Raw genomic sequence first — 20,309 nt, 5'->3', positions numbered from 1 at the left:
CCAATGAACGATCTGACGATGCCCGGCGCGCCGACGATGTCGAGCCGCGAAATTGCTGAATTGGTCGAATCGCGTCACGACGATGTGAAGCGTTCGATCGAACGTCTCGCCGCGCGCGGCGTTATCGTCCAACCGCCATTGGCGGATGTACAAATTCCCGATTCGATAGGTCGGCCGCGCGTCGTCAGCGAATACCGCATCTGCAAGCGCGACAGCTACGTGATCGTCGCGCAGCTCTCGCCGGAATTCACCGCGCGCCTCGTCGATCGTTGGCAACAACTTGAGCAGCAAGCCACGGCGCCCGCGTTCGCCATTCCGCAGAGCATGTCGGAAGCGCTCCGCCTCGCCGCGGATCTGGCCGAGGACCGCGATCGTCTGAAGCAAGAAGTTGCCGCAGCCGCGCCGAAGGTCGAAGCGCTCAATCGCCTGGCCGTTGCCGGCGGTGCAATGTGCATCACGGATGCCGCGAAGAACCTGCAGGAGCAGCCGAAGCGCGTGTTCGAGTGGATGCAGTCGAACGGCTGGATCTATCGCCGTCCCGGCGGCGCGACGTGGACCGCCTATCAGGACAAGCTGCAGCGCGGTGTGCTCGAGCACAAGATCACGACCGTGCACCGCAACGACGGCTCCGAGAAGGTCACCACGCAGGTTCTCGTGACCGCCAAGGGCCTCACCGAAATCGCGCAGAAGATGCGCGGCGCGGATCTTCACTGAGACCGCCATGGCACTCGCCGACGTCATCCACATGCCGGAGTACCGCTCGCCGCAACTCGAGCAAGGCTACACGCGCATCGCCAACGAACTGCTCGAGGCGATCACGCTCGCGCCGTTCAGCCAGAACCAGTACAAGGTCATCCTGACCGTCTGGCGCATGACGTACGGCTTCAACAAGCAATCCGACCAGCTCGCGCTCAGCCAGATCATGGCGCGCACGGGCATGAAGAAGCCGCAAGCATCGCTCGCCGTCTCGCAGCTGATCGAGATGCGCGTGCTGCTGGCGGACGAAGGGCGACACGCTCGCGTGTTGTCCCTGAACAAGGTGTATTCGAAGTGGTCGTCTGAGGTGCGCGTCGTTTTGTCGTCTTGGGGTTCTGAAATCCAGAACCATACGGTTATGGAATCCGTAACGGAAGGTTCTGAAAGTCAGAACTCTAAGGTTCTGGAATCCGGAACCACAAAAGACAAACCCAAAACACATACCCAAAAGACATCTCCAAAAGAACACCTTTCGCGCTCGCTTCGCGAACGCTTTGAAATTTTCTGGACGGCATACCCGCGTAAGAAATCGAAGGCCAAGGCTGAGAAAGCCTTCGCCAAGCTCAATCCGGACGAGCAGCTGATGACGGCCCTGATGGCCGGTCTGACGCAGGCCATGACTTCGGAGCAGTGGGCAAACCCGCAGTTCATCCCGTACGCCGCTTCATGGCTGAACGCTGGCGGATGGATGGACGAGATCCAGAGCGCGTACAGCGACGACGAACTTGCCGTGATCCGAGCCTTCAACGAGGCGCTCGGGGAGCGAGTTGGCACCGTAGACGAGGCGGGATTCGTTGAGGCGCGTGCCGGCGCAATCCGCGCGTTCCTCTGCAAGCTCGCGGCCGATCCGCAGGCGTGGAAGCGCTATTTCCCGGCCGTGCGCGACAAGGTCGAACTGCCGCCGCATGCAGGTTTCGACTATCTCATCAGCCCGAAAGGCTACGGCGACGTGCGCGGCCGCATGGCGATCAAGCGCAATCCGGACGGTACGCGCGTGCACGCCGAAGACTGGGACAAGTCCGCCAGCGGCATCAAGGCCAAGGCGAAGGAAATGGGCATCGCATTCGACGACGAAGAGCCGGTACCGGCGATCGCTGCGCGCGTGCGGGCCGCAATCGAAAAGCAGGAGCACGCGTGAAGACATTCACCGATCTCGTATGGGCGAAGAAGGTCAAGCCATCCCAGAAGCTTTTGCTGCTGGCCCTGGCTCGCCGGTCCGAGAGCACCAACGGCGTATGCGCCATCACCGCGCCGGAGCTAGCAGCCGAGATGTGCGTTTCGCTGATGACCGTTTGGAAAGCAGTGCGCGAGCTTGAGGCGGCCGGGCTTCTGATGGTCGAGCGAAACGACCACGCCGCGCCGAACGTGTATGGCCTGCGCATGGGGGACTTCTGATGACGAAGCGCTCCGCACCCTGGCCGATGCACGTCGCGGAAGGAACGAAGAACGTCGGCACTGCGCGCGTACGCGACGAAAACATCCGCCCGACGATGACCGCCGCGCAGCGTGCCATCTACAAGCTGAACGGAAACCCGCCGCAGTCGAGCGCGTTGGACGACCCCCTCGACCCGTTTGCAGCCGCGCCCATGCAGGCGTCCAAGAAGCCGCCGAAGTACCGCAACACGAAGTGCGAGCACGGCGGCATCAAATTCGACAGCGAAAAGGAGCGCTCGCGCTGGTTCCACCTGATCCAGTTACAAGCCTCCGGCCGCATCCGCGATCTGCGCCTTCAGGTTCCCTTCGTCCTGACCGAGCGCAAGAAGCGCGACGACGGCAAGTGGGAAAGGGCATCGAAGTACGTCGCCGACTTCGTCTATTTCGACGTCGACGCAGGCAAGGAAGTCGTCGAGGACGTGAAGTCCGTTGCGACACGGAAGAACCGCACCTACGTGCAAAAGCGTAAGCAAATGCTGGCGGTGCACAACATCACGATCAGGGAGATCTGATGGCAGGCAACAAGAAACCGCGCAAGGCGTACCGCCCGCGCGCAATCAACCGCACGATCGGTATCGACGTTCTCGAGCGTCGCACGCCGATGGACAAGGCGCAGACGACGGATCTCGGCATCGCCTATCACGTCGCTCTGGACGAGATGCTGAAAGGGCGCGGGACCGAAGAGCATTGGTCGACGGTGGTCTGTGCGTTGAACATCTCGCTGGTTCTGGCGGAGCGCGGATACGGCTCCGAGCTCGTCGAGACGGTAAAGAAGGCTCTCGCGGGCGCTGTTCGAGTTCGCGATCGAGCGCGCAAATGCGGGCGCTGGGGCTTCGACGGCGACGCCATGAACGACGTTCGCGCGGTGATTGCGCTCCACGACGAACAAATGCGAGTTGTAACCAAGGCTGTCGTGCTGTCGGCACTCTCGGAGGTTCACCGTCGGATCGATGCAGGTAATGCGTTCAGGGAGGCAGCGTGACTATCGGGGAGAAAGAGATGCGAGGAAACGAGAACTATGAGCGGCAGGATCTGAGCAAGCGCGCGCCGAAGAAGCGAATCACGAAGCCGATGCCGCTGAATCAGCGCCTGGTGCTTGAAGCGTTGAAACGCCGCCGGCACGCGACGCTGCGCGTCGTCGTCGAAGACCTTCAGATCTCTCGCGACATCCTGAAGAACGTCTTTGTGGCGCTCGAGGCGCATGGATACATCGAGCGAGTCGGAAAGAGCCGCTCGTCCATCGGCGGACAGCCGCCGGTTGTGTACCGCTGGTCTGGCAAATCGTTTCCTTCGTCTGCCGAGATGAATAAGCGCAGCCCCGAGGTCGCGATGCCTGTTCCGCCAGCCCTTGCAGCGTTGGTTGCCGGAATGCATGCGATGTGCTGCATCGGGAGGGCAGCAGCATGAAGCTCCGCGAATGGATCATCTCGCGCATGACGCGCCGCGCGCCCGATGTCGTCATCGGCGGCCACGACGACCCGTATTTGCTCCGCTGGTGGGTCATCCCGCGCAATCGCTTCTTCAACGTCTACCTGCATCGCTTCATGCGCAGCGACGACGACCGCGCGCTGCACGATCACCCTTGGTCGAATCTGTCGATCCTGCTGCGCGGCACGTACACCGAGCACACGATCGCGCCGGGCGGCATCAACGTGCGCACCGAGCGCACCGCCGGCCAGTGGAAGCTGCGCCTGTTCGGCACCTTCGCGCACCGCATTGAGCTGACGCACGGCGAGTGCTGGACGATCTTCGTCACCGGTCCACGCTATAGGCATTGGGGATTCCATTGCCCCGAGCAGGGCTGGATCCACTGGCAGAAGTTCACGGCGCCGGGTGACTCGCACGTCGTCGGCAAGGGCTGCGACCAATGAAGGACTCTCGTTATTTCGTGGTTCTCGGAACGATCTATACCGCGCATGCGAGCAGTCCTCGAGTTGCCATGTGGAGCGCGGCCGCCATGATGGCGCTGGCGGTTTTCTCTTTGATGAGGGGCCAATGAAGCGCTCGCCGATCCAACGCAAGGCTCCAATGAAGCGCACCGCTTGGCCGCTCGCCGATCGCGCGGCGTCGCTGCGTCGCTCGGCGATGAAGCGCCGCGTGAAGAAGCCGACGGTCGCAGAGGGCTCGAAGTATCTGGCGGCGTGCGCGGGTGAAGCCTGCTATCTGCGCATCTTCGGCGTGTGTATCGGCAGCGCGACGGTCGTGCCGTGCCATTCGAACCAGTCGCGAGACGGCAAAGGCATGGGCATCAAAGCGAAGCACGAGAAGACCGTTCCCGGATGCGGGGCATGTCACACATGGATCGACCAAGGCTCGGCGGCGCGAGAAGAGAAATTCGCTGCATGGGACCGCGCCTATGACCGCTGGATGCCAGTGCGCGCGCGAAAGATGGGTTTGAAGGAGGAAGAAGGTGTTGTGTTCGATTCGAATTCCGACGGAAACGGTGTGGCGCACGCCGCGCGGTCGCAACGGGAAGCGGTACGCGATGGAGCCATTCCGGCTGACGCGGCCGCTCGTCACGACGGTGTATCGGCTGGCGCTTCCGAAGCTTCAGAGCAAAGACCGACCGTTTGTCTGGGTTGATGCATGGATTCCCGAGGATCGGCGCGCAGGGATACCGATTCTCGACGATGCGTGGATTGAGCCTGGCGTGTATCGCATTCGGGCGTATGTAGACGACAACCCCAAGACATTGGCGCCGTTCCTCGCGAGCGGCATGAACGAGATGGATGTGAGAGAGGTGGCGTAGATGAACTGCAAACCGGGTGATTTGGCAATGATCGTAAAAGCGCCGACGGCACCGGGGCACATCGGAAAGATCGTCGAAGTGCTCGGTGACCTTGAGGCGGATCCGACGTACGGCCCGTGCTGGGTGTGCCGAACGCGCGAGCCTGTCAGCACGATTCGAAGCGGCTTTATCACCGATCCGCATATTCCGGATGACTGGTTACGCCCGGTTAGCGGCCTTCCTCTTGACAATGATCTGCCTGCCGAGGTCAACCTGCCTGAAGCGTTCAAGCTGGCTCTCGGCATTGAAATGAGGGCATGGGCATGAGCGCCGTCATCTCGCAGGACGCCGCCGGCGTTGTCTTCGCACTCGTGTGGCCTGTACTGCTGGGCTGCCTGTTCTCTGTCTATCTCCAATGGGAGGCTGGTCGATGAACGTCGCTCAACTCTCCGGCGCGCAGCTCGACTATTGGGTGGCGAAGGCCGAAGGTCTGCTTCCCGAAGTGCGGCATGCGTGCGGGGCCGACTGGTGCCAAATCGATGTAGCGAGCCTAGGCCCGGTTGAATACCAGCCATCCGGAAATCTGAACATCGTCGCACCGATCGCCGTGCGGCAGCGCTATGTGACGTACCCACGACTCCGCGACGACGGAAAGATCGAATGGCTCGCAGAAGCCCAACTCAACGCAGATTTCCACGGAGTCTTCGTGGATGAATCGCTGATGGTCGCGGTATGTCGGCTGCGCGTTGCAGAGGTCTTCGGTTATGAGGTGTCCGATTGACACCGCGCGCGCCGCGCACATTCCGCGATCCGTTGCTGCAACTGATCGCAAAGGAGGGCGGCACCTGCAAGGGATGCCCACACGAACGAACCTACGAATTTATCGGCTCCATGCAAACCATCTGCGCCAACGGCAAGAACCACGGACATCGCTGCGAACAATACGGAAAGAGGACGAACATGACGACGAGCGCAATCGCCGCTGATGAGATCGATGCGGTGCTGACCGAGTGGTACGAGTGGAGTCAGGCATATGAGCCGGCGCTCGGATACGGCCGCGCGGACGCGACGTGCCGTGACTTCAAGATCAGCAATCAATGGATGGATTACGACCAGCTCAACGACGTGGTCGATCACCAACTGCGCGCGGCGACTGGGCAGATCGTCGATCCGATCATTCAGAAGCTGTCTCTCGCGCATCGCATCGCCGTGATGACCGCCGTTCGCAACTTCGTCGCGGGCGCTGTCGTGTTTCAAAACCCGCGCAGCCCGGCGACTCAGGATCAAGACTACGCTGAGGCGAAGGCATTGATGCGTCCTGCACTGGTGGCGAAGGGGCTTCTGAGCACACGCTCGCCTCGCTTGAAATAAACAAAAACGTTTAAAAACTCCTTGCGTATTTAAGCAAAAATGTTTAACATGGGTTCATGTTCAACAACACGGAGAGGCGGTGAAGCAGAGTGAGTTCAAGAGGTGGCTCGCTGAACAGGGCGCGATCTTCAAGGAAGGCTCGAATCACACGAAGGTCTACCTGAACGGCAAACAAACCACCCTGCCAAGGCATCCCGGCCACGAAATCGGGGAAGGTCTAAGGCAGAAGATTTTGAAGCAACTCAACCTGAAATGAGAGGGAGCCCCGGAAGGGGCTTTCTCCGCACCGTTTCTCATGCAATGGAGTGCACTATGTTTCGTTACCCCGCACTGTTCGAGCCGGAAGGATCTGGCTTCGTCGTCTCGTTTCGGGATATTCCGGAGGCGCTGACGCAGGGCGATACCCTCGATGAGGCGCGCGAAATGGCCGCCGACGCGCTGCTTACCGCGATGGACTTCTACTTCGAAGACAAACGCCCGGTGCCGTCTCCGTCGAAAGCAAAGAAAGGTGAGGAACTGGTCGCGCTGCCAGCCAGCGTCTCGGCCAAGATCCTATTGCTTAACGAGATGATCGCTCAGGGTGTCACGCCGTCGGAGCTCGCACGCCGACTTAGTACGCGTCCACAGGATGTAAACCGCATCATGACGCTGAATCACGCCACCAAGATCGATACGATCGCAGAGGCCTTGTCCGTTTTGGGCAAGCAGCTTGAGATCAGCATCGCGTAAAGAAAGGGTTGTAAACCCGTCCGTCTTATCGTACTATTTCGCGCGTGGGGCGTTCGCTCGCCCAAAGAAAAGCCCGCTCGGTTTGCGCCGTGCGGGCTTTTTGCTTTTACTTGCCGCGCGCAGCAATCATCGCGTCAGCATATGCATAGGCGGTCTCCGCAAACCGCTGCTGAGGATTCTGCATCACGGTAGTCCCTACCGGCCTGCTCAGCAAGCCGATCAGCGCCTGCGCAGCGAGGTAGTCTCGAAGCGTCATGCCAGCTTCTGACGATGGCTGGATCTGCCCATTTGAGTTGAGTACGTCGGGAACTGGAAAGGCTGGTCCGCCGATTGACATGCGATTCTCCTTTGAATGTGCCGGGCCGATCCGGCGCAACGATTCTACAGCGCAATGAATCGACCGAAACTGCAAACGCTCAAGCCGCGCCTGCAACAGGCAGCCGCACGAGTGGCAACGATGCAGCCTGGTTCATGGCGCACGGATAAGACGAGCAGCACGCAGCGCGGCTACGGGTACAAGTGGCAGAAGGCACGCGCGACGTTCCTTGCCGCGCATCCCTTTTGTGCTTTCTGCTTGCGTGACGCTGGAATCACGGCGACGAGCATCGAGGCGACCATCCTCGCGTGCTCCGAGCGGCGCATTGCGCTGCCGTACGCATCGGTCGTTGACCACATCGATCCGCACCGCGGTGACATGCAGGTCTTCTGGGACAGCAGCAGGTGGCAGAGCCTGTGCGCGCGGCACCACAGCGCCGAAAAGCAACGGATCGAGCAGCAAATCTCGTGAAACGTTGCGTGAAACAAACGAAATCGGCAGATATTTTGCCGGTCTGCTCAAAATTTCAGCAGATTGTAAAATATACCGATAGATAGGGAGGGGTGGGCCAATAGTCTGAGCCTAAAACGGCTCTAGACCGCCCGTTCCCGCACGGACAGAAAAAATCGCCCTTTTAAGGATTTGTTAATGGCTTTAACAGCGAAAAAACGGCTGTTTGCCGACGCTGTTTTGACCGGCAAGTCCAATAAGGACGCGGCTGTCGAGGCAGGCTACAGCGTTAAAACTGCATCGGCTGCCGGATCGCGTCTTGTTAAAGACCCGGCCGTCACCGCGTACCTGTCGGACCATCGCAAAAAAGGAGGCGCGAAGGCCGCGCGGTCACCGAAAGCGCCTTTGCCGACCGATGGAGATTCCGACGAAGGCGTGGATGGCGACGCGGTGAGCGCGGCAGACGCCATGGCGAGCGCGGCGCGCGCGGCGGGCTTCGACCTGAACGCGATGACGCGCTTTTCGGATCCGAAGGCGTTTCTGCTGGCCGCGATGAACGACGGCCGCACGGAGCCGCGTCTGCGCGTGACGGCCGCGCAGGTCCTCATGCCTTTCATGCACCAGAAGCTCGGCGAGGGCGGCAAGAAGGATGCGAAGACGCAGGCTGCCGAGAAGGCCGCGAGTAAGTTCGCATCTCTCGCTGCGCCGAAGCTGATCGTCAACAACCGGAAATGACCATGGACGAAATCGCCGAGGCAATCGATACGCTCGATAACCTGATTACGGCATTGAGCATGCCTATGCCTGATTCGTTGCATGTGAGGGCGCTCCGCGAGAGCCTGCCGAACGTGCGCGACACGATCAAGAGCGGCTATCTGGCAGCCGGCGGCGAAAACGTCTGGGCCAATTGATTGATGGAATGGTCGACGGCATGTCCCGATTGGGCCGAGCGGCTCAAGACGGGGCGGTCGATCATTCCGCCGCCGATATTTCCCGAGCAGGCCGAGCAGGCGCTCGCGGTGTTCAAGGAACTGAAGATCGTCGACGCGCCGGGCAGCCCGACGTTCGGCGAGTCGTGCGCGCCTTGGGTCTTCGATCTAGTCGCATCGATCTTCGGTGCATACGACGCGGAGAGCGGCCGACGGTTGATCACCGAGTGGTTTGTGTGCATCCCGAAGAAGAACAGCAAGTCGACGCTGGCAGCCGGGATCATGATGACGGCGATGATCCTGAACTGGCGCATGTCGGCCGAATACGCGATCTTGGCGCCGACAATCGAGGTGGCGAACAACTCGTTCGCGCCGAGCCGCGACATGGTCAAGCACGAGCCGGAGCTCGACGACCTGTTCCAGGTGCAGACGCACATCAAGACGATCACGCACCGCACGAGCGGCGCGACGCTGAAGGTGGTGGCGGCCGATTCGAACACGGTCGGCGGCAAGAAGAGCGTCGGCACGTTGGTCGATGAGGTGTGGTTGTTCGGCAAGCAGCCGAACGCCGAGAACATGCTGCGCGAAGCGATCGGCGGCCTGGCGTCGCGCCCGGAAGGGTTCGTCATTTACTTGACGACGCAGTCCGACGATCCGCCGGCGGGCGTGTTCAAGCAGAAGTTGCAGTACGCGCGCGACGTGCGCGACGGCAAGGTGCTCGACAAGTGCTTCGTGCCCGTCATCTTCGAGCATCCGCCGGAGATGGTGGCGCGCAAAGAGCACCTGCTGGCGGAAAACCTCGCGATGGTGAACCCGAATCTTGGGTTTTCCGTCGACGAAGCGTTCCTGAAACGCGAGTTTGCGAAGGCAAAAACCGAGAGCGAAGAGTCGTTTCGCGGCTTCCTCGCGAAGCATGCGAACGTCGAAATCGGCCTCGCGCTGCGCAGCGATCGCTGGGCGGGTGCGGATTTCTGGGAAAGCGCCGCGCGCGCGCCGCGCATCTCGCTTGAGCAGCTCATCGAACGTAGCGAAGTAATCGACGTCGGCATCGACGGCGGCGGCCTGGACGATTTGCTGGGCCTCGCCGTCATCGGTCGCGAGCGCGAGACGCGCCGTTGGCTGCTGTGGACGCATGCATGGGCGCATCCGTCAGTCTTCGAGCGGCGCAAAGAGATCGCGTCGCGTTTGCACGACTTCGAGAAGGAAGGCGACCTGACGGTAGTGGCGCAGATTGGCGACGACGTAACCGACGTCGCCGACATTGTCGCGAGCATCGAGCGCGCGGGGCTTCTTGATCGTGTTGGCGCGGATCCGGCCGGCATAGGCGGGGTGCTCGACGCGCTTGTCGAGGCCGAAGTGCCGCAAGACAAGGTAATCGGCATCTCGCAAGGCTGGAAACTGTCTGGCGCGATCAAAACCGCAGAGCGGAAGCTCGCTGAAGGCGTGCTGATTCACGGCGGACAGACTTTGATGGCGTGGTGCGTCGGAAATGCGCGCATCGTGCCGGTCGGCAACGCCGTGAACATCACAAAACAGGCCTCGGGGACGGGAAAAATCGACCCTTTGATGGCGACATTCGATGCGATTTCGCTGATGGCACTCAATCCTGAGAGCCTCGCGGGCATCAACGATTTCTTCGAGAACCCCATCATCGTATGAAACAGGACAAGCAAAAGTCGCCAGGACGCTTCAAGGCGAGCGTTCTGAAGTGGCTTGGCGTGCCCATTTCGTTGACGGACGGCTCGTTCTGGGCCGCATGGGGCGGCATGAATTCGTCGAGCGGCGAGACTGTCACGGTCGATTCGGCGCTTCAGTTGTCGGCGGCATGGGCGTGCGTGCGATTGATCGCGGAGACGATCGCGACGCTGCCGATGAATCTCTACAAGAAGGCATCGGACGGCACTCGCACGCTCGCGACGACGCACCAGCTCTACGACATCCTTCACAGCCAGCCGAACGCGGAAAACACCGCCGTCGAGTTCTGGGAAGTGATCGTCGCAAGCATGTTGCTATGGGGCAATGGCTACGCGCGCAAGTTGCGCTCTGCCAACGTGATCATCGGCCTTGAACCGATGCTGCCGCAGCGCACGGAAGTGAAGCGGCTGAGCAACGGCGCGCTGCAGTACAAGTATCAGGATCTCGACGGCACGACCGTGACGCTATCGGAAGACGATGTTTTGCACTTTCGCGGCTTCAGTCTCGACGGGTTCATGGGACTGTCGGTGATTTCGTATGCGCGCGAGGTGCTCGGCAACGCCACGGCGGCCAACAAGACGAGCAGCAGCGTGTTCCGGAATGGTCTGCGCCCGTCTGGCGTGCTGTCGACCGACCAGGTGCTTCCGAAAGAGAAGCGCAACGAGATTCGCACGAGTCTGACCGAGCAGTTCGGCGGCGCAATGCAGGCCGGAAAGACGATGGTGCTTGAGGCCGGCATGAAGTATCAGGCCATCACCATGAATCCGGGTGACGTGCAGCTGCTCGAAACGAAGTCTTTCAACGTCGAAGAGATCTGCCGCTGGTTCCGCGTGCCGCCGTTCATGGTGGGCCACAGCGAGAAATCGACCAGCTGGGGAACCGGGCTTGAGCAGCAGGTGCTCGGTTTCCTGTCGTTCGCACTGCGTCCGTGGCTCACACGGATCGAGCAGACCGTGAAAAAGGGCTGTTTGACGACCACGGAACGCAAGCAGTACTACGCCGAGTTTTCAGTCGAGGGTCTTTTGCGCGCTGACAGTACCGGGCGCGCATCTTTTTACTCGACGATGACGCAAAACGGCCTCATGACGCGCGACGAGTGCCGCGTGAAGGAAAACTTGCCGCCGATGGGCGGTAATGCAGCCGTTCTGACGGTCCAATCGGCGCTTCTGCCGATCGACAAGCTCGGCGAGCAGTCTGCCGCCGCCAGCGCACAAGACGCGCTGAAAAACTGGCTCATCGAGGAACAAAAATGAATCGCAAGAACGGAAAGGGCGGCTATAAGGTCCGCGCGTTCGATCTCGACGTGAAAGCAGTGAACGACGAAGGCCAATTCTCCGGATACGGCTCGGTTTTCGGCAACGTCGACAGCTATGGTGAGATCGTCGCGCCGGGCGCGTTCGATAAGAGCCTCGCCGAACTGAAATCGAGCGGTCGCGCGCTTCCGATTCTCTGGCAACACGACAGCTATACACCGATCGGCTCGTGGTCCGGTCTGAAAGAGGACGATCACGGTCTGTTCGGCGACGGCGATCTATGGCTAGACGATGCGCCGAACGCGAAGATCGCGTATCGCGGCATGAAGGCCAAGGCGATCACCGGCCTCTCCATCGGCTACTACGTGATCAACGCCAGCTACAACGAAAAAACCGGTGTGCGCACGCTGAACGAACTCGACTTGGTCGAAATCAGCATCGTGACGAACCCGGCGAATTCAGACGCTCGAATCGAGGCGGTGAAGTCAGTCATCGCGCACGGTGGCATGCCATCCCTTTCAGAGTTCGAGCGGTTCCTGCGTGAGGCAGGCTTCTCGAAGTCGCAGTCTGCGGTGATCGCCAACCGCGGGCTGAAGCACCTGCTCCAGAGTGAGTCTGGCAGCGAGGCGAACGATGTAGGCAATCGGCTGCTGGACAGCCTCAAATCTCTCTCTTTCTGAGGAAACTCAACATGCAACGCACTATTCTGGGCAAGGTTTTCATGGCGGCGAGCGTTCTGCTCGCGATGGTCTTCGCGGTCGATGCTCACGCCGCATCGATCGTCGTGCAGCACGCGCTGCAGCACGGCGACATTCTGGGCGCAATCGGCGACCATGTGTGGACGCTCGCGGGCGTCGGTTCCATCGCGGCGGCGGAGGGCTTCCGTCGCAAGAACGGTGGATCGGGTGGCGGCGACAATCCCGAGCAGGTCATGGAGCAGGTGACTGCCGAACTCAAGCGCATTGGCGACGAAGTCAAGAAGTCGGGCGAGCTCGCGTTGAAGGAAGCAAAAAACGCCGGCGATGTCAGCGCCGAGACGAAAAAGGCCGTCGACGAACTGCTGATCAAGCAGGGCGAACTGCAGGCGCGTCTGAACGAAGCGGAGCAGAAGCTCGCGCGTCGTGGTAGCGAAGGCGGCGAGCAGGCGAAGTCGCTTGGCCAACTGGTCGTGGAGAATGACGCCATCAAGGCGGTCATGGCCGCTCGTGAAGGCAAAGCGCGCATGGCTTTGAAAGCCATCACCAGCCTCACCACGAACGCGGACGGTTCGGCCGGCGCGCTGGTCGAAACGCAGCGCGTGCAGGGCATCATCGCTCCGCCGGAACGCCGCATGACCGTGCGCGACCTGTTGACGCCGGGCCGTACGACGTCGAATGCCATCGAATACGTTCGTGAAACCGGCTTCACGAACAACGCTGCAATCCAGGCGACGGAAGGTGCCGCCAAGGCCGAATCCACGATGAAGTTCGACCTGCAACAGACGTCGGTTGCGACGATCGCGCACTTCGTCAAGGCGTCGAAGCAAATTCTCGACGATGCGGCGATGCTCGCTTCGTACATCGACGGCCGCCTGCGTTACGGCCTCGCTTATGTCGAAGAGCTGCAACTGCTCAAGGGCTCCGGCACTGGCGGCAATTTGAACGGCATCTACACGCAGGCCACGCCTTACGCTGCTCCGTTCGCGCTTGCTGACGCGACCAGTATCGACATGCTGCGCCTCGCGCTTCTGCAGTCGGAACTCGCAGAACTTCCGGCCACCGGCATCGTTCTGAACCCGACGGACTGGACCCGCATCGAGCTGACGAAGACGACCGATGGCGCGTATTTGTTCGCAAATCCGCAATCGATCGCCGGCCCGACGCTTTGGGGCCGTCCGGTCGTAAACACGCAAGCGATGGACGTCGATGCGTTCCTCGTCGGCGCGTTCAAGCTCGGCGCGCAGGTGTTCGATCGTGAAGACGCCAACGTGATGGTGTCGACGGAAGATGCCGACAACTTTACGAAAAACATGGTCACCATCCGGGCTGAAGAGCGTCTCGGCTTGGCGGTCTATCGTCCGCAAGCATTCACCAAGGGCGACTTCGGTCTGGTGTCGTAATCGGCCGCGCGTCGGCTGCGTAAAAACTGAGAACCGCCTCTCCGGAGGCGGTTTTCTTTTTGGAGACGGACATGAGCAAGGTGAAAGCGAAGGCGACGACCGGTTTCATGCATGGCAAGAACTATCGCAAGGGCGATGACGTGCACGAGACGCCGGAAGTGATCGCGGACCTCGAAAAAGCTGGCCTGGTGAAAACCGAGGGCGCGGCGGAAGAGAAGGCGGCGTTGGTGCCGAGCAACAAGAAGGCGCCGGAACCTGAAAACAAGAGCAAGGCGGCCAAGTAAATGGCTGATCCGACGCCCATCATCACGACGGAGCAGGCGCTCGCGCATCTGCGCGAGGATGCCGGCGTCGCGGACGATCTCATCGCGTTGTACATCGGCGCAGCGATTCAGTCGGCATCCGACTATCTCGACCGCAAGATTTACGCGACGACTGAGGATATGGCAGCGGCAGTCCTCGCCGACACCGCTGGCGACGATCCGATCGTGGTGAACGACGCCGTGCGCGCGGCGATCTTGCTCATTCTGGGCAAGCTTTACGCGTTCCGCGAGGATGTCGTCGTCGGCACGTCGTCGAGCGTCATGGAACTACCGACGGGTTCGAAGCAACTGCTGTTTCCCTATCGCGCGGGGCTCGGCGTTTGATGCGCGCGGGCGATCTCAACCGGCGCGTGCGCATCGAGCGCAACGGCGGCGGATTCGACGATCTCGGGCAGCCGATCGAGGGCTGGGCGGAAGTCGCGACGGTATGGGGCAACGTCCGAATGCTCACCGGCAAGGAAACGCTCACGTCAGATGCTGATGTCGGCACAGCGTTGGCGAGCATTCGCATCCGTTATCGCACGGACGTCACCAACGGCATGCGCGCGGTCGTCGACGGCGTCGTGTTCAACATCGGTGCGCCGCTGCCGGATCTGGCAGGGCGCGAGTACGTCGATCTGCCGTGCACCACAGGAAACAACAATGGCTAGCATCGTCGCGCGCGCGCCGTTCGCTGGGAAGAAAGAGAGTGTTCGCCTGCGCCTTGTCGAAGATGGCGACGGGAAGCGACTCGTTCTTCCTGATGGTCGACATATCGCTGGCGTATCCGACGTGAAGATTTCCGTTGATCCGCGCCAGTTCACGACGATGAGCATCGTGATCGTGGAGTTCGACGTCGACATGCAGTGTCCGCAGCAAGGTCAGGCACAAGATGGCTAGCGCAAAGGCGATCGTCTATGCGGCTTTGAAGTCGCTCGCGAGCGGCCGTGTTTATCCGAGCGTCGCGCCTGCGGGCACGGCGCGCCCGTACATCGTTTATCAGGGCGCTGGTGGTGTCGACGAAACCACTTTTGACGGCGCAGATGCGTTGCAGAACCGCCGTGTGCAGGTCGTCGTGTGGGCGACGACTGCCGGCGAGGCGGAATCGATCAATCAACAGGTTCGTGCTGCGCTGACTGCTGAGCCTGTTCGCGGTGTGCCAATCGGCGCTCCAGTGGACGTCTACGAGGACGACACGAAGCTTTACGGCAGTCAGCAAGACTTTTCCATTTGGTACAAGGAGTAATCCATGCCCAGCACCGCAATGAGCGCCCAAGGCAGCAAGTTCTATGTGAACACCGCTGCGGACGGCGCTGCTCAACCGACCTGGACGAAGGTCAAGAACGTCAAGTCGTACAGTGGCTTCGACGGCAGCGCGAGCGAAATCGACGTCACCGACCTCGACTCGACGGCGAAAGAAAAGCGCCTCGGTCTGATCGACAACGGCTCGTTTTCGATCGATGTGAACGTCGACATGACCGACCCCGGCCAGCTCGCACTGAAAAGCGCGCAGAAGGCATCGAGCAAAGAGTCGTTCAAGCTCGAATATCCCGACGGCACGGCTTCGACGTTCGATGGATTCGTCAAGTCGTTCCCGATCGCGGGCGGCACGGATGCAGTCATCACTTCGACCGTCGCGCTCACGATCTCGGGCCCGGTCACCGACGTGCCGGCGGGGACCTAAGCCATGCTGAATCGCAGCCAGATCTTTGCGACCAACGACCTCAAGAGCGAGGTCGTCGAAGTGCCTGAATGGGGCGGCCAGGTGAAGGTGACCGTGATGACCGGCCTCGCGCGTGACGCGTTCCAGAAGACGAACAGCGACGCGCCGCGCGCGGTGAGCTTCTTCGAGGGCACCCTCATCGTTGCGACGGTCGTTGGCGATGACGATCAGCCGCTTTTTACGGAAGATGATATTCCTCTGCTGCAGCAACGCAGCGCGGACGTGGTCTCGCGCCTCGCCAGAGTCGCAATGCGTCTCAATGGACTTGGCGTGAAAGCGACGGAGGATGCAGAAAAAAACTCCGAAGCCGCCCCGAGCGGCTCTTCTGGTTCCGACTCGCCCGCGAGTTAGGCATGTCGGTCGCGCGCTGTCAGGCGGAAGTCGATAGCGCGGAATTTACTGAATGGCTCGCCTATCACCAGATCGAGCCGTTCGGTACGCAGATGGAAGATCTTCGCGCTGGCGTGATCGCTGCCGCGACATACAACGTCAATCGTGACACCAGGAAGCGTCCGGAGCCATTGGGCCCATCCGATGTTATTCCGTGGATTGGCGGCCTGATGAAGCGCGAAGAGCCCGAGCCCGTCCTGCTCGACGACCCTGTTGCGCAATCGAACCTAATGCGCGCGTCTATCTTCGGACGTTCCCGAAATGCCAAAGCTGCTTGAAATATCGAATCCGGACGGTTTCCCGGACTTGCTTCGGCGCATGGACGATGCGCTGGGCGAGTCGGCGATCCGAACGGCGGGCGCCGCGGCAGCGAGCGTTCTTCTCGAGGAAGCGAAGCGGCGCGTGCCTGTCGGCTGGATCGAGCGGCATCAGGGCACGAAGAAGTTTCCTATCGGCTTCGGCCGTGACTCGCTGCTCGCTGCGTATCTGCCAGAGAAATCGGTGCCGGGGAGCCAGGCGACATACGTGGTCACGTGGGCGTCGGAAGCCTATTACCTGCGCTTCGTGGAATACGGAACGTCGAAGATGGCCGCACGACCATTCTTCCGTCCGGCCGTCGACGCGACGAAGATGGCACGGGACTATGCAGTGATCGAAGCAATCGACAAAAAGCTCGCAGAGGCGAAACTTGGCTAACGAAACTCGATACGAACTCAGCGTCAACTCAGAAGGCGTTACCTCTGGGCTGCAGAAGGCGCGTTCGAGCTGGCAGGCCTATACCGCGTCCGTAGAGCAGGCGTCCGCGCGTCAGACGGCGGCGCAGAAGGCTGTCGATGAAGCGCGCGACAACGGTGTCGCCGTTAACTCGCGCATGATCAATGCCACGAAGCGTTTCATCGATTCGTTGGCGCAGGAGGCGGCGGCGGCCGGCAAGACGCGCGCGCAGTTGCTGGAAATGCGGGCCGCGCAGCTTGGCGTCTCGGATGCCGCTTCCGGATATATCCAGCAGATCCAAGCTGCGTCCGCAGCCTCGTCCAGCGCTGGCAAAGCAGTTCACGAGTTCAGTCTGAATTCCGTGTCGGCGCGGCGCGAGCTCGCTGTGCTTGCGCACGAGGCCGCGACCGGCGCGTGGAACAACTTCGGCGGCTCGCTGTTGGTGCTTGCGGAGCGAACCGATGCGCTCTCGATGGTGATGAGTCCGCTCGGCATCGGCATCGGCGCGGTCGCCGCGGCCATTGGCGGCTTCGTGTACGAGGTGGCGAAGGGCGCGACGTCGATGAGCGCGCTCGCGCACGCATCGCAAATCACGAACGGCTATCTCGGTCTGACGACGGACGAGTTGGGCGAGATGTCGCGCGGCATCGCCGGTACGGGCACGCAAATCACGACCGTCCAAGCCGCGATGACGGCGCTGGTTTCGAGCGGGCAGATCGCGGCCGATCAACTCTCGCTCGCGACGAAAGTCACGGCGGAATTCGCCGAAGACACCGGCATGGCTGCAGACAAGGCGGCTGAGGAACTGATCAAGTTTGCGAAGGAGCCGCAGAAGGCGCTTGAGGATCTGCAGAGCCAATACCACACGTTCTCGGCGGCACAGGTCGACGTCATCGAGAACTACATCAAGACGGGTGACACCGCGTCCGCCTATAAGGCCGTTCTGCAGGGGATGGACCAGGCGCACGAGCAGTTCAAGCAGCACGCGCAGGAGAACATCGGCGTTATTCAGAAGGCGTGGCAGCTGCTGAAGGCCGACGTGATCGACACGATCAATCACATAAGTCAAATCGGCGTTGCCACGTCGAATGCGGACCAGCTGACGGCTGCCATCGAGCGGCAGGCGAAGGCGCAGCGCAGTCTCGCGCAGGCGCAGGCGATGCCATTTGGCAATACGATGTCCGCGCAGCAGGAACTCGATGCGGCGAATGCGCAAGTCGCTGCATTGCAGAAGGTGCAGGCGGCGCAGAAAGCCGCTGCCGATGCTGCGGCGAAGCGCGCGGCCTCTGGCGACGCGGCGGTCGCCGTCAACAAATACCTGAACGACACGAAGTTCGCGACGCCGCTCGAGCAGCGCAATCTGGCGATCAAGAAGGAAAACGCGGATTTCGCGGCGGCGACGAAGGATCTCGATAAGACTGCCGCAGATTATGTGGCTGCAGAGAAGCGGCACGCGGGCAATCTCGCCGAAATCGAGAAGCAATATCAGAGCCGCAATGGATCGAAGGCTGCTGCGAGCGCTGCTTCCGCGGCGGCCCAAAATGCGATCAATGCGCAGCTCGCATCGCTGGATCAGCAGCAAAAGGACATCGAGACGAAGCTAAAGGCCTCGCTCGAACACATCAAGAGCCTTCAGGATCAGGGCGTGATCACGCAGGAAGATGCGCTCGCGCAAATGCACAAGGTGCGAGCGGACGCGCTGCAGGACGAGCTGAAGATTGAACAGCAGCAGGTCGAGATTGCGCAGGGCAAGAAGCAGAAGTCGGCGATCGAGAAATATGCGGGCGAGGTCAAATCGACGCAGGACAAGATCAAAGCGAACGACCAGCAATTCACCGACGATTCGGCGAAGCTCGCGGCAAAGCGGACGGCAGACCTGAAGGTCTATACGGATGCGCTGCAGCAGCAACTTGCCACGCAGCAAGCGGCGGCTGCTTCGCAACTCGCGGGGCTTAGCATGGGCAGCAACGACCGCGCGGACTTCGAGCGCCTGCTTGCCATCCGTCAGGACTATGACCGGAAGGTTGCCGATCTGGCGAAGCAGCGCACCGAGAATCGGATCGGTCAGCAGCAGTACGACGACGAACTCGCAGCCACGCAGGACTATTACGCCAAGTCCGTCGCAATCGCGCAGAAATCCTCCGCTGACATCCGCGAAGCGAACGCCGATTGGACGACCGGCGCGCGGCGCGCGCTTGCGGACTATTCCGATGACGCTGCAAATGTCGCCGCGTCGACGGCCTCGACGTTCCAGGACGCATTCCGAGGCATGGAAGACGCGTTCGCCAGCTTCGTCACGACCGGCAAACTCGACTTCAAGAGTCTCGCGACGAGCGTCATTGCTGACATCGCGCGGATGCAGGCGCGCGCGGCGATCTCGGGCCTGTTCAATTTTGCTGCGAGTGCCATCGGTTCGTACTTTGCGGCTGGATCGACGTCGGCGGGTCTGGGACTGTCCGGCACAAGCACGCTCGCGGATGCGACTGCGTCTAGCTATTCGGGATCGGTCACGGCCACGCCCTTCCACCTCGCGGCCGGCGGCCATGTGACCGGAGCGGGAACGGCGACCTCTGATTCGATTCCAGCGTGGCTGTCGAACGGGGAATACGTCATGAGTGCGGACGCGGTGCGGCGCATCGGCGTGGGCGCACTCGACGCAGCGAATGAAGGGCGTCACGTGAATGGCGCGGCGCGATTCGCAAGCGGCGGATTTGTCGGCGCGGCTGCCAGCGCATCGAGCGCGCGCCGCGGCGACATCAATATCGACGCGCCCGTCACCGTGCAGGGTGGCGCGGACGCTAGTGCAAATCAATCCGGCGCGGCCGATCTGCAGAAGAAGATCACGGCCGCCGTGCGCGCGGTCGTGGTAAATGAGCGTCGTCAAGGTGGCGCGCTCTGGAAGATGGCTAACGGGGTGGCGTAATGGCTGACACCTTCATCTGGAAGCCGACGGTCGCGAGCTCGTCAGGCAGCACGACCGCGAAAGTTCGCGAGGCGCAATTCGGCGATGGGTATGGACAACGTGTCGCTGACGGTCTGAACAACGTCTCGTCCAGCTTCAGCTTTCAGTTTGTGAACGACGCCGCAACGATCAGCGCGATTCTCGCGTTCTTGCGATCGCATGGTGGCGCCACGTCGTTTAGTTTCACTCCGCTTCTGTGGTCGGCGCCTGCGCTGTTCGTTTGCAAAACGTGGAGCGAGCCGACGCGTGACGGAAACGTCTACACGATCACGGCGACGTTCGATCAAACCTTCGCACCATAAATCTCGATGGCTACTCTTCAGAAAGTCAACCTCGGCACTCCGCCGACGGCAGTTGACGGCGATACCGCGCGCGTCGCAAACACGAAGGTGAATTCGAACGTCGATGTGCTGAATACACAGGCGGCGCTCACTTCGCTGGCTGCTTTGACTTCGACAA

At 61.2% G+C, this 20,309-nt stretch carries 31 protein-coding genes and 1 pseudogene; 31 read left to right on the top strand and 1 reads right to left on the bottom strand.

Annotated elements, in window-relative coordinates; genetic code table 11:
- Positions 1-3: 3 nt before the first annotated feature.
- From AWB80_RS15540 to AWB80_RS15480, 13 genes and pseudogenes are all read left to right on the top strand, one after another.
- Entirely contained in the window at positions 4-714 is a 711-nt protein-coding gene (locus AWB80_RS15540) for a phage antirepressor KilAC domain-containing protein (protein WP_061175570.1), read from the top strand.
- 7 nt (positions 715-721) lie between these two features.
- The gene (locus tag AWB80_RS15535) at positions 722-1,894 is read left to right on the top strand and encodes a replication protein (protein WP_061175569.1); all 1,173 of its coding nucleotides are present in this window, start codon (positions 722-724) and stop codon (positions 1,892-1,894) included.
- The gene (locus AWB80_RS43975) at positions 1,891-2,151 is read left to right on the top strand and encodes a helix-turn-helix domain-containing protein (protein WP_061175568.1); all 261 of its coding nucleotides are present in this window, start codon (positions 1,891-1,893) and stop codon (positions 2,149-2,151) included. The genes AWB80_RS15535 and AWB80_RS43975 overlap by 4 nt, the downstream gene beginning before the upstream one ends.
- 95 nt (positions 2,152-2,246) lie before the next feature.
- The gene (locus AWB80_RS15525) at positions 2,247-2,702 is read left to right on the top strand and encodes a DUF1064 domain-containing protein (protein WP_425266853.1); all 456 of its coding nucleotides are present in this window, start codon (positions 2,247-2,249) and stop codon (positions 2,700-2,702) included.
- Positions 2,702-3,172 carry a hypothetical protein gene (locus tag AWB80_RS15520; protein ID WP_061175566.1) on the top strand — a complete coding sequence of 157 codons (471 nt, stop codon included), beginning with the start codon at positions 2,702-2,704 and terminating at the stop codon, positions 3,170-3,172. The genes AWB80_RS15525 and AWB80_RS15520 overlap by 1 nt, the downstream gene beginning before the upstream one ends.
- A gap of 17 nt (positions 3,173-3,189) precedes the next feature.
- Entirely contained in the window at positions 3,190-3,597 is a 408-nt protein-coding gene (locus AWB80_RS15515) for a MarR family transcriptional regulator (protein WP_061175565.1), read from the top strand.
- A complete protein-coding gene (locus AWB80_RS15510) occupies positions 3,594-4,061 on the top strand; it encodes a hypothetical protein (protein WP_061175564.1) in 468 nt (155 codons plus the stop codon). The genes AWB80_RS15515 and AWB80_RS15510 overlap by 4 nt, the downstream gene beginning before the upstream one ends.
- A gap of 124 nt (positions 4,062-4,185) precedes the next feature.
- Positions 4,186-4,584 (top strand): annotated as a pseudogene (locus AWB80_RS15505) (hypothetical protein); the annotation flags it as partial.
- Between the two features lie 355 nt (positions 4,585-4,939).
- Positions 4,940-5,245, top strand: a complete 306-nt coding sequence (locus AWB80_RS15500) for a hypothetical protein (protein WP_143328051.1) — start codon at positions 4,940-4,942, stop codon at positions 5,243-5,245.
- A 103-nt stretch (positions 5,246-5,348) separates the two neighbouring features.
- Positions 5,349-5,699, top strand: coding sequence for a phage protein NinX family protein (locus AWB80_RS15495; protein ID WP_061175562.1), 351 nt, complete (start codon positions 5,349-5,351; stop codon positions 5,697-5,699).
- 32 nt (positions 5,700-5,731) lie between these two features.
- Positions 5,732-6,289 (top strand): hypothetical protein, encoded by a 558-nt coding sequence (locus AWB80_RS15490; protein ID WP_244206524.1) that lies wholly within the window; start codon positions 5,732-5,734, stop codon positions 6,287-6,289.
- Positions 6,290-6,368: 79 nt separating this feature from the next.
- Positions 6,369-6,545, top strand: coding sequence for a type II toxin-antitoxin system HicA family toxin (locus AWB80_RS15485; RefSeq protein WP_061175561.1), 177 nt, complete (start codon positions 6,369-6,371; stop codon positions 6,543-6,545).
- Positions 6,546-6,601: 56 nt separating this feature from the next.
- On the top strand, positions 6,602-7,018 hold the full coding sequence (locus tag AWB80_RS15480) for a type II toxin-antitoxin system HicB family antitoxin (RefSeq protein WP_061175809.1): 417 nt from the start codon (positions 6,602-6,604) through the stop codon (positions 7,016-7,018).
- A 106-nt stretch (positions 7,019-7,124) separates the two neighbouring features.
- Here AWB80_RS15480 and AWB80_RS43275 read toward each other — a convergent pair whose 3' ends face one another.
- Positions 7,125-7,355, bottom strand: a complete 231-nt coding sequence (locus AWB80_RS43275; RefSeq protein ID WP_143328050.1) for a hypothetical protein — start codon at positions 7,353-7,355, stop codon at positions 7,125-7,127.
- 15 nt (positions 7,356-7,370) lie between these two features.
- Here AWB80_RS43275 and AWB80_RS15475 point away from each other — a divergent pair, with 15 nt between their 5' ends.
- From AWB80_RS15475 to AWB80_RS15390, 18 genes are all read left to right on the top strand, one after another.
- Entirely contained in the window at positions 7,371-7,805 is a 435-nt protein-coding gene (locus AWB80_RS15475; RefSeq protein ID WP_244206523.1) for an HNH endonuclease signature motif containing protein, read from the top strand.
- A gap of 177 nt (positions 7,806-7,982) precedes the next feature.
- Entirely contained in the window at positions 7,983-8,519 is a 537-nt protein-coding gene (locus AWB80_RS45560; protein WP_061175559.1) for a terminase small subunit, read from the top strand.
- A 2-nt stretch (positions 8,520-8,521) separates the two neighbouring features.
- Positions 8,522-8,695: a hypothetical protein gene (locus tag AWB80_RS15465; protein ID WP_208635655.1), complete on the top strand. Its 174-nt coding sequence runs from the start codon at positions 8,522-8,524 to the stop codon at positions 8,693-8,695.
- Between the two features lie 3 nt (positions 8,696-8,698).
- Complete coding sequence (locus AWB80_RS15460) at positions 8,699-10,372, top strand: terminase large subunit (protein ID WP_061175557.1); 1,674 nt, start codon at positions 8,699-8,701, stop codon at positions 10,370-10,372.
- Positions 10,369-11,661 carry a phage portal protein gene (locus AWB80_RS15455; protein WP_061175556.1) on the top strand — a complete coding sequence of 431 codons (1,293 nt, stop codon included), beginning with the start codon at positions 10,369-10,371 and terminating at the stop codon, positions 11,659-11,661. The genes AWB80_RS15460 and AWB80_RS15455 overlap by 4 nt, the downstream gene beginning before the upstream one ends.
- Positions 11,658-12,341: an HK97 family phage prohead protease gene (locus AWB80_RS15450; RefSeq protein WP_061175555.1), complete on the top strand. Its 684-nt coding sequence runs from the start codon at positions 11,658-11,660 to the stop codon at positions 12,339-12,341. The genes AWB80_RS15455 and AWB80_RS15450 overlap by 4 nt, the downstream gene beginning before the upstream one ends.
- Before the next feature lie 251 nt (positions 12,342-12,592).
- Entirely contained in the window at positions 12,593-13,759 is a 1,167-nt protein-coding gene (locus AWB80_RS15445) for a phage major capsid protein (RefSeq protein ID WP_208635657.1), read from the top strand.
- 71 nt (positions 13,760-13,830) lie between these two features.
- On the top strand, positions 13,831-14,043 hold the full coding sequence (locus AWB80_RS15440; protein WP_061175554.1) for a hypothetical protein: 213 nt from the start codon (positions 13,831-13,833) through the stop codon (positions 14,041-14,043).
- Positions 14,044-14,406 carry a head-tail connector protein gene (locus AWB80_RS15435; RefSeq protein ID WP_061175553.1) on the top strand — a complete coding sequence of 121 codons (363 nt, stop codon included), beginning with the start codon at positions 14,044-14,046 and terminating at the stop codon, positions 14,404-14,406.
- Positions 14,406-14,732 (top strand): phage head closure protein, encoded by a 327-nt coding sequence (locus tag AWB80_RS15430; protein WP_061175552.1) that lies wholly within the window; start codon positions 14,406-14,408, stop codon positions 14,730-14,732. Before AWB80_RS15435 ends, AWB80_RS15430 begins: the two co-directional genes overlap by 1 nt.
- Positions 14,725-14,961: a hypothetical protein gene (locus tag AWB80_RS15425; protein WP_061175551.1), complete on the top strand. Its 237-nt coding sequence runs from the start codon at positions 14,725-14,727 to the stop codon at positions 14,959-14,961. Before AWB80_RS15430 ends, AWB80_RS15425 begins: the two co-directional genes overlap by 8 nt.
- Before the next feature lie 25 nt (positions 14,962-14,986).
- Positions 14,987-15,307 (top strand): DUF3168 domain-containing protein, encoded by a 321-nt coding sequence (locus AWB80_RS15420; protein WP_341866812.1) that lies wholly within the window; start codon positions 14,987-14,989, stop codon positions 15,305-15,307.
- A 3-nt stretch (positions 15,308-15,310) separates the two neighbouring features.
- A complete protein-coding gene (locus tag AWB80_RS15415; protein WP_061175549.1) occupies positions 15,311-15,745 on the top strand; it encodes a phage tail tube protein in 435 nt (144 codons plus the stop codon).
- 3 nt (positions 15,746-15,748) lie between these two features.
- Positions 15,749-16,135 (top strand): hypothetical protein, encoded by a 387-nt coding sequence (locus AWB80_RS15410; protein WP_061175548.1) that lies wholly within the window; start codon positions 15,749-15,751, stop codon positions 16,133-16,135.
- Positions 16,136-16,137: 2 nt separating this feature from the next.
- Positions 16,138-16,452, top strand: a complete 315-nt coding sequence (locus AWB80_RS15405) for a phage tail assembly protein T (protein WP_061175547.1) — start codon at positions 16,138-16,140, stop codon at positions 16,450-16,452.
- On the top strand, positions 16,436-16,870 hold the full coding sequence (locus AWB80_RS15400) for an HK97-gp10 family putative phage morphogenesis protein (protein ID WP_244206521.1): 435 nt from the start codon (positions 16,436-16,438) through the stop codon (positions 16,868-16,870). Before AWB80_RS15405 ends, AWB80_RS15400 begins: the two co-directional genes overlap by 17 nt.
- Entirely contained in the window at positions 16,863-19,811 is a 2,949-nt protein-coding gene (locus AWB80_RS15395) for a phage tail tape measure protein (protein WP_061175545.1), read from the top strand. Before AWB80_RS15400 ends, AWB80_RS15395 begins: the two co-directional genes overlap by 8 nt.
- Entirely contained in the window at positions 19,811-20,152 is a 342-nt protein-coding gene (locus AWB80_RS15390; protein ID WP_061175544.1) for a phage tail protein, read from the top strand. Before AWB80_RS15395 ends, AWB80_RS15390 begins: the two co-directional genes overlap by 1 nt.
- The last annotated feature ends 157 nt before the right edge of the window (positions 20,153-20,309 follow it).

The organism is Caballeronia pedi, assembly GCF_001544915.2.
Classification (GTDB): domain Bacteria; phylum Pseudomonadota; class Gammaproteobacteria; order Burkholderiales; family Burkholderiaceae; genus Caballeronia; species Caballeronia pedi.
This window is presented reverse-complemented; position numbering and strand designations above follow the sequence as displayed.

Coding starts and splice junctions, on each gene's coding strand:
- AWB80_RS15540 (WP_061175570.1), top strand. CDS start 4: ATGAACGATCTGACGATGCCCGGCGCGCCGACGATGTCGAGCCGCGAA.
- AWB80_RS15535 (WP_061175569.1), top strand. CDS start 722: ATGGCACTCGCCGACGTCATCCACATGCCGGAGTACCGCTCGCCGCAA.
- AWB80_RS15525 (WP_425266853.1), top strand. CDS start 2,247: ATGACCGCCGCGCAGCGTGCCATCTACAAGCTGAACGGAAACCCGCCG.
- AWB80_RS15520 (WP_061175566.1), top strand. CDS start 2,702: ATGGCAGGCAACAAGAAACCGCGCAAGGCGTACCGCCCGCGCGCAATC.
- AWB80_RS15515 (WP_061175565.1), top strand. CDS start 3,190: ATGCGAGGAAACGAGAACTATGAGCGGCAGGATCTGAGCAAGCGCGCG.
- AWB80_RS15510 (WP_061175564.1), top strand. CDS start 3,594: ATGAAGCTCCGCGAATGGATCATCTCGCGCATGACGCGCCGCGCGCCC.
- AWB80_RS15500 (WP_143328051.1), top strand. CDS start 4,940: ATGAACTGCAAACCGGGTGATTTGGCAATGATCGTAAAAGCGCCGACG.
- AWB80_RS15495 (WP_061175562.1), top strand. CDS start 5,349: ATGAACGTCGCTCAACTCTCCGGCGCGCAGCTCGACTATTGGGTGGCG.
- AWB80_RS15480 (WP_061175809.1), top strand. CDS start 6,602: ATGTTTCGTTACCCCGCACTGTTCGAGCCGGAAGGATCTGGCTTCGTC.
- AWB80_RS43275 (WP_143328050.1), bottom strand. CDS start 7,355: ATGTCAATCGGCGGACCAGCCTTTCCAGTTCCCGACGTACTCAACTCA.
- AWB80_RS15475 (WP_244206523.1), top strand. CDS start 7,371: ATGTGCCGGGCCGATCCGGCGCAACGATTCTACAGCGCAATGAATCGA.
- AWB80_RS45560 (WP_061175559.1), top strand. CDS start 7,983: ATGGCTTTAACAGCGAAAAAACGGCTGTTTGCCGACGCTGTTTTGACC.
- AWB80_RS15465 (WP_208635655.1), top strand. CDS start 8,522: ATGGACGAAATCGCCGAGGCAATCGATACGCTCGATAACCTGATTACG.
- AWB80_RS15460 (WP_061175557.1), top strand. CDS start 8,699: ATGGAATGGTCGACGGCATGTCCCGATTGGGCCGAGCGGCTCAAGACG.
- AWB80_RS15455 (WP_061175556.1), top strand. CDS start 10,369: ATGAAACAGGACAAGCAAAAGTCGCCAGGACGCTTCAAGGCGAGCGTT.
- AWB80_RS15450 (WP_061175555.1), top strand. CDS start 11,658: ATGAATCGCAAGAACGGAAAGGGCGGCTATAAGGTCCGCGCGTTCGAT.
- AWB80_RS15445 (WP_208635657.1), top strand. CDS start 12,593: ATGGAGCAGGTGACTGCCGAACTCAAGCGCATTGGCGACGAAGTCAAG.
- AWB80_RS15440 (WP_061175554.1), top strand. CDS start 13,831: ATGAGCAAGGTGAAAGCGAAGGCGACGACCGGTTTCATGCATGGCAAG.
- AWB80_RS15435 (WP_061175553.1), top strand. CDS start 14,044: ATGGCTGATCCGACGCCCATCATCACGACGGAGCAGGCGCTCGCGCAT.
- AWB80_RS15430 (WP_061175552.1), top strand. CDS start 14,406: ATGCGCGCGGGCGATCTCAACCGGCGCGTGCGCATCGAGCGCAACGGC.
- AWB80_RS15425 (WP_061175551.1), top strand. CDS start 14,725: ATGGCTAGCATCGTCGCGCGCGCGCCGTTCGCTGGGAAGAAAGAGAGT.
- AWB80_RS15415 (WP_061175549.1), top strand. CDS start 15,311: ATGCCCAGCACCGCAATGAGCGCCCAAGGCAGCAAGTTCTATGTGAAC.
- AWB80_RS15410 (WP_061175548.1), top strand. CDS start 15,749: ATGCTGAATCGCAGCCAGATCTTTGCGACCAACGACCTCAAGAGCGAG.
- AWB80_RS15405 (WP_061175547.1), top strand. CDS start 16,138: ATGTCGGTCGCGCGCTGTCAGGCGGAAGTCGATAGCGCGGAATTTACT.
- AWB80_RS15400 (WP_244206521.1), top strand. CDS start 16,436: ATGCCAAAGCTGCTTGAAATATCGAATCCGGACGGTTTCCCGGACTTG.
- AWB80_RS15390 (WP_061175544.1), top strand. CDS start 19,811: ATGGCTGACACCTTCATCTGGAAGCCGACGGTCGCGAGCTCGTCAGGC.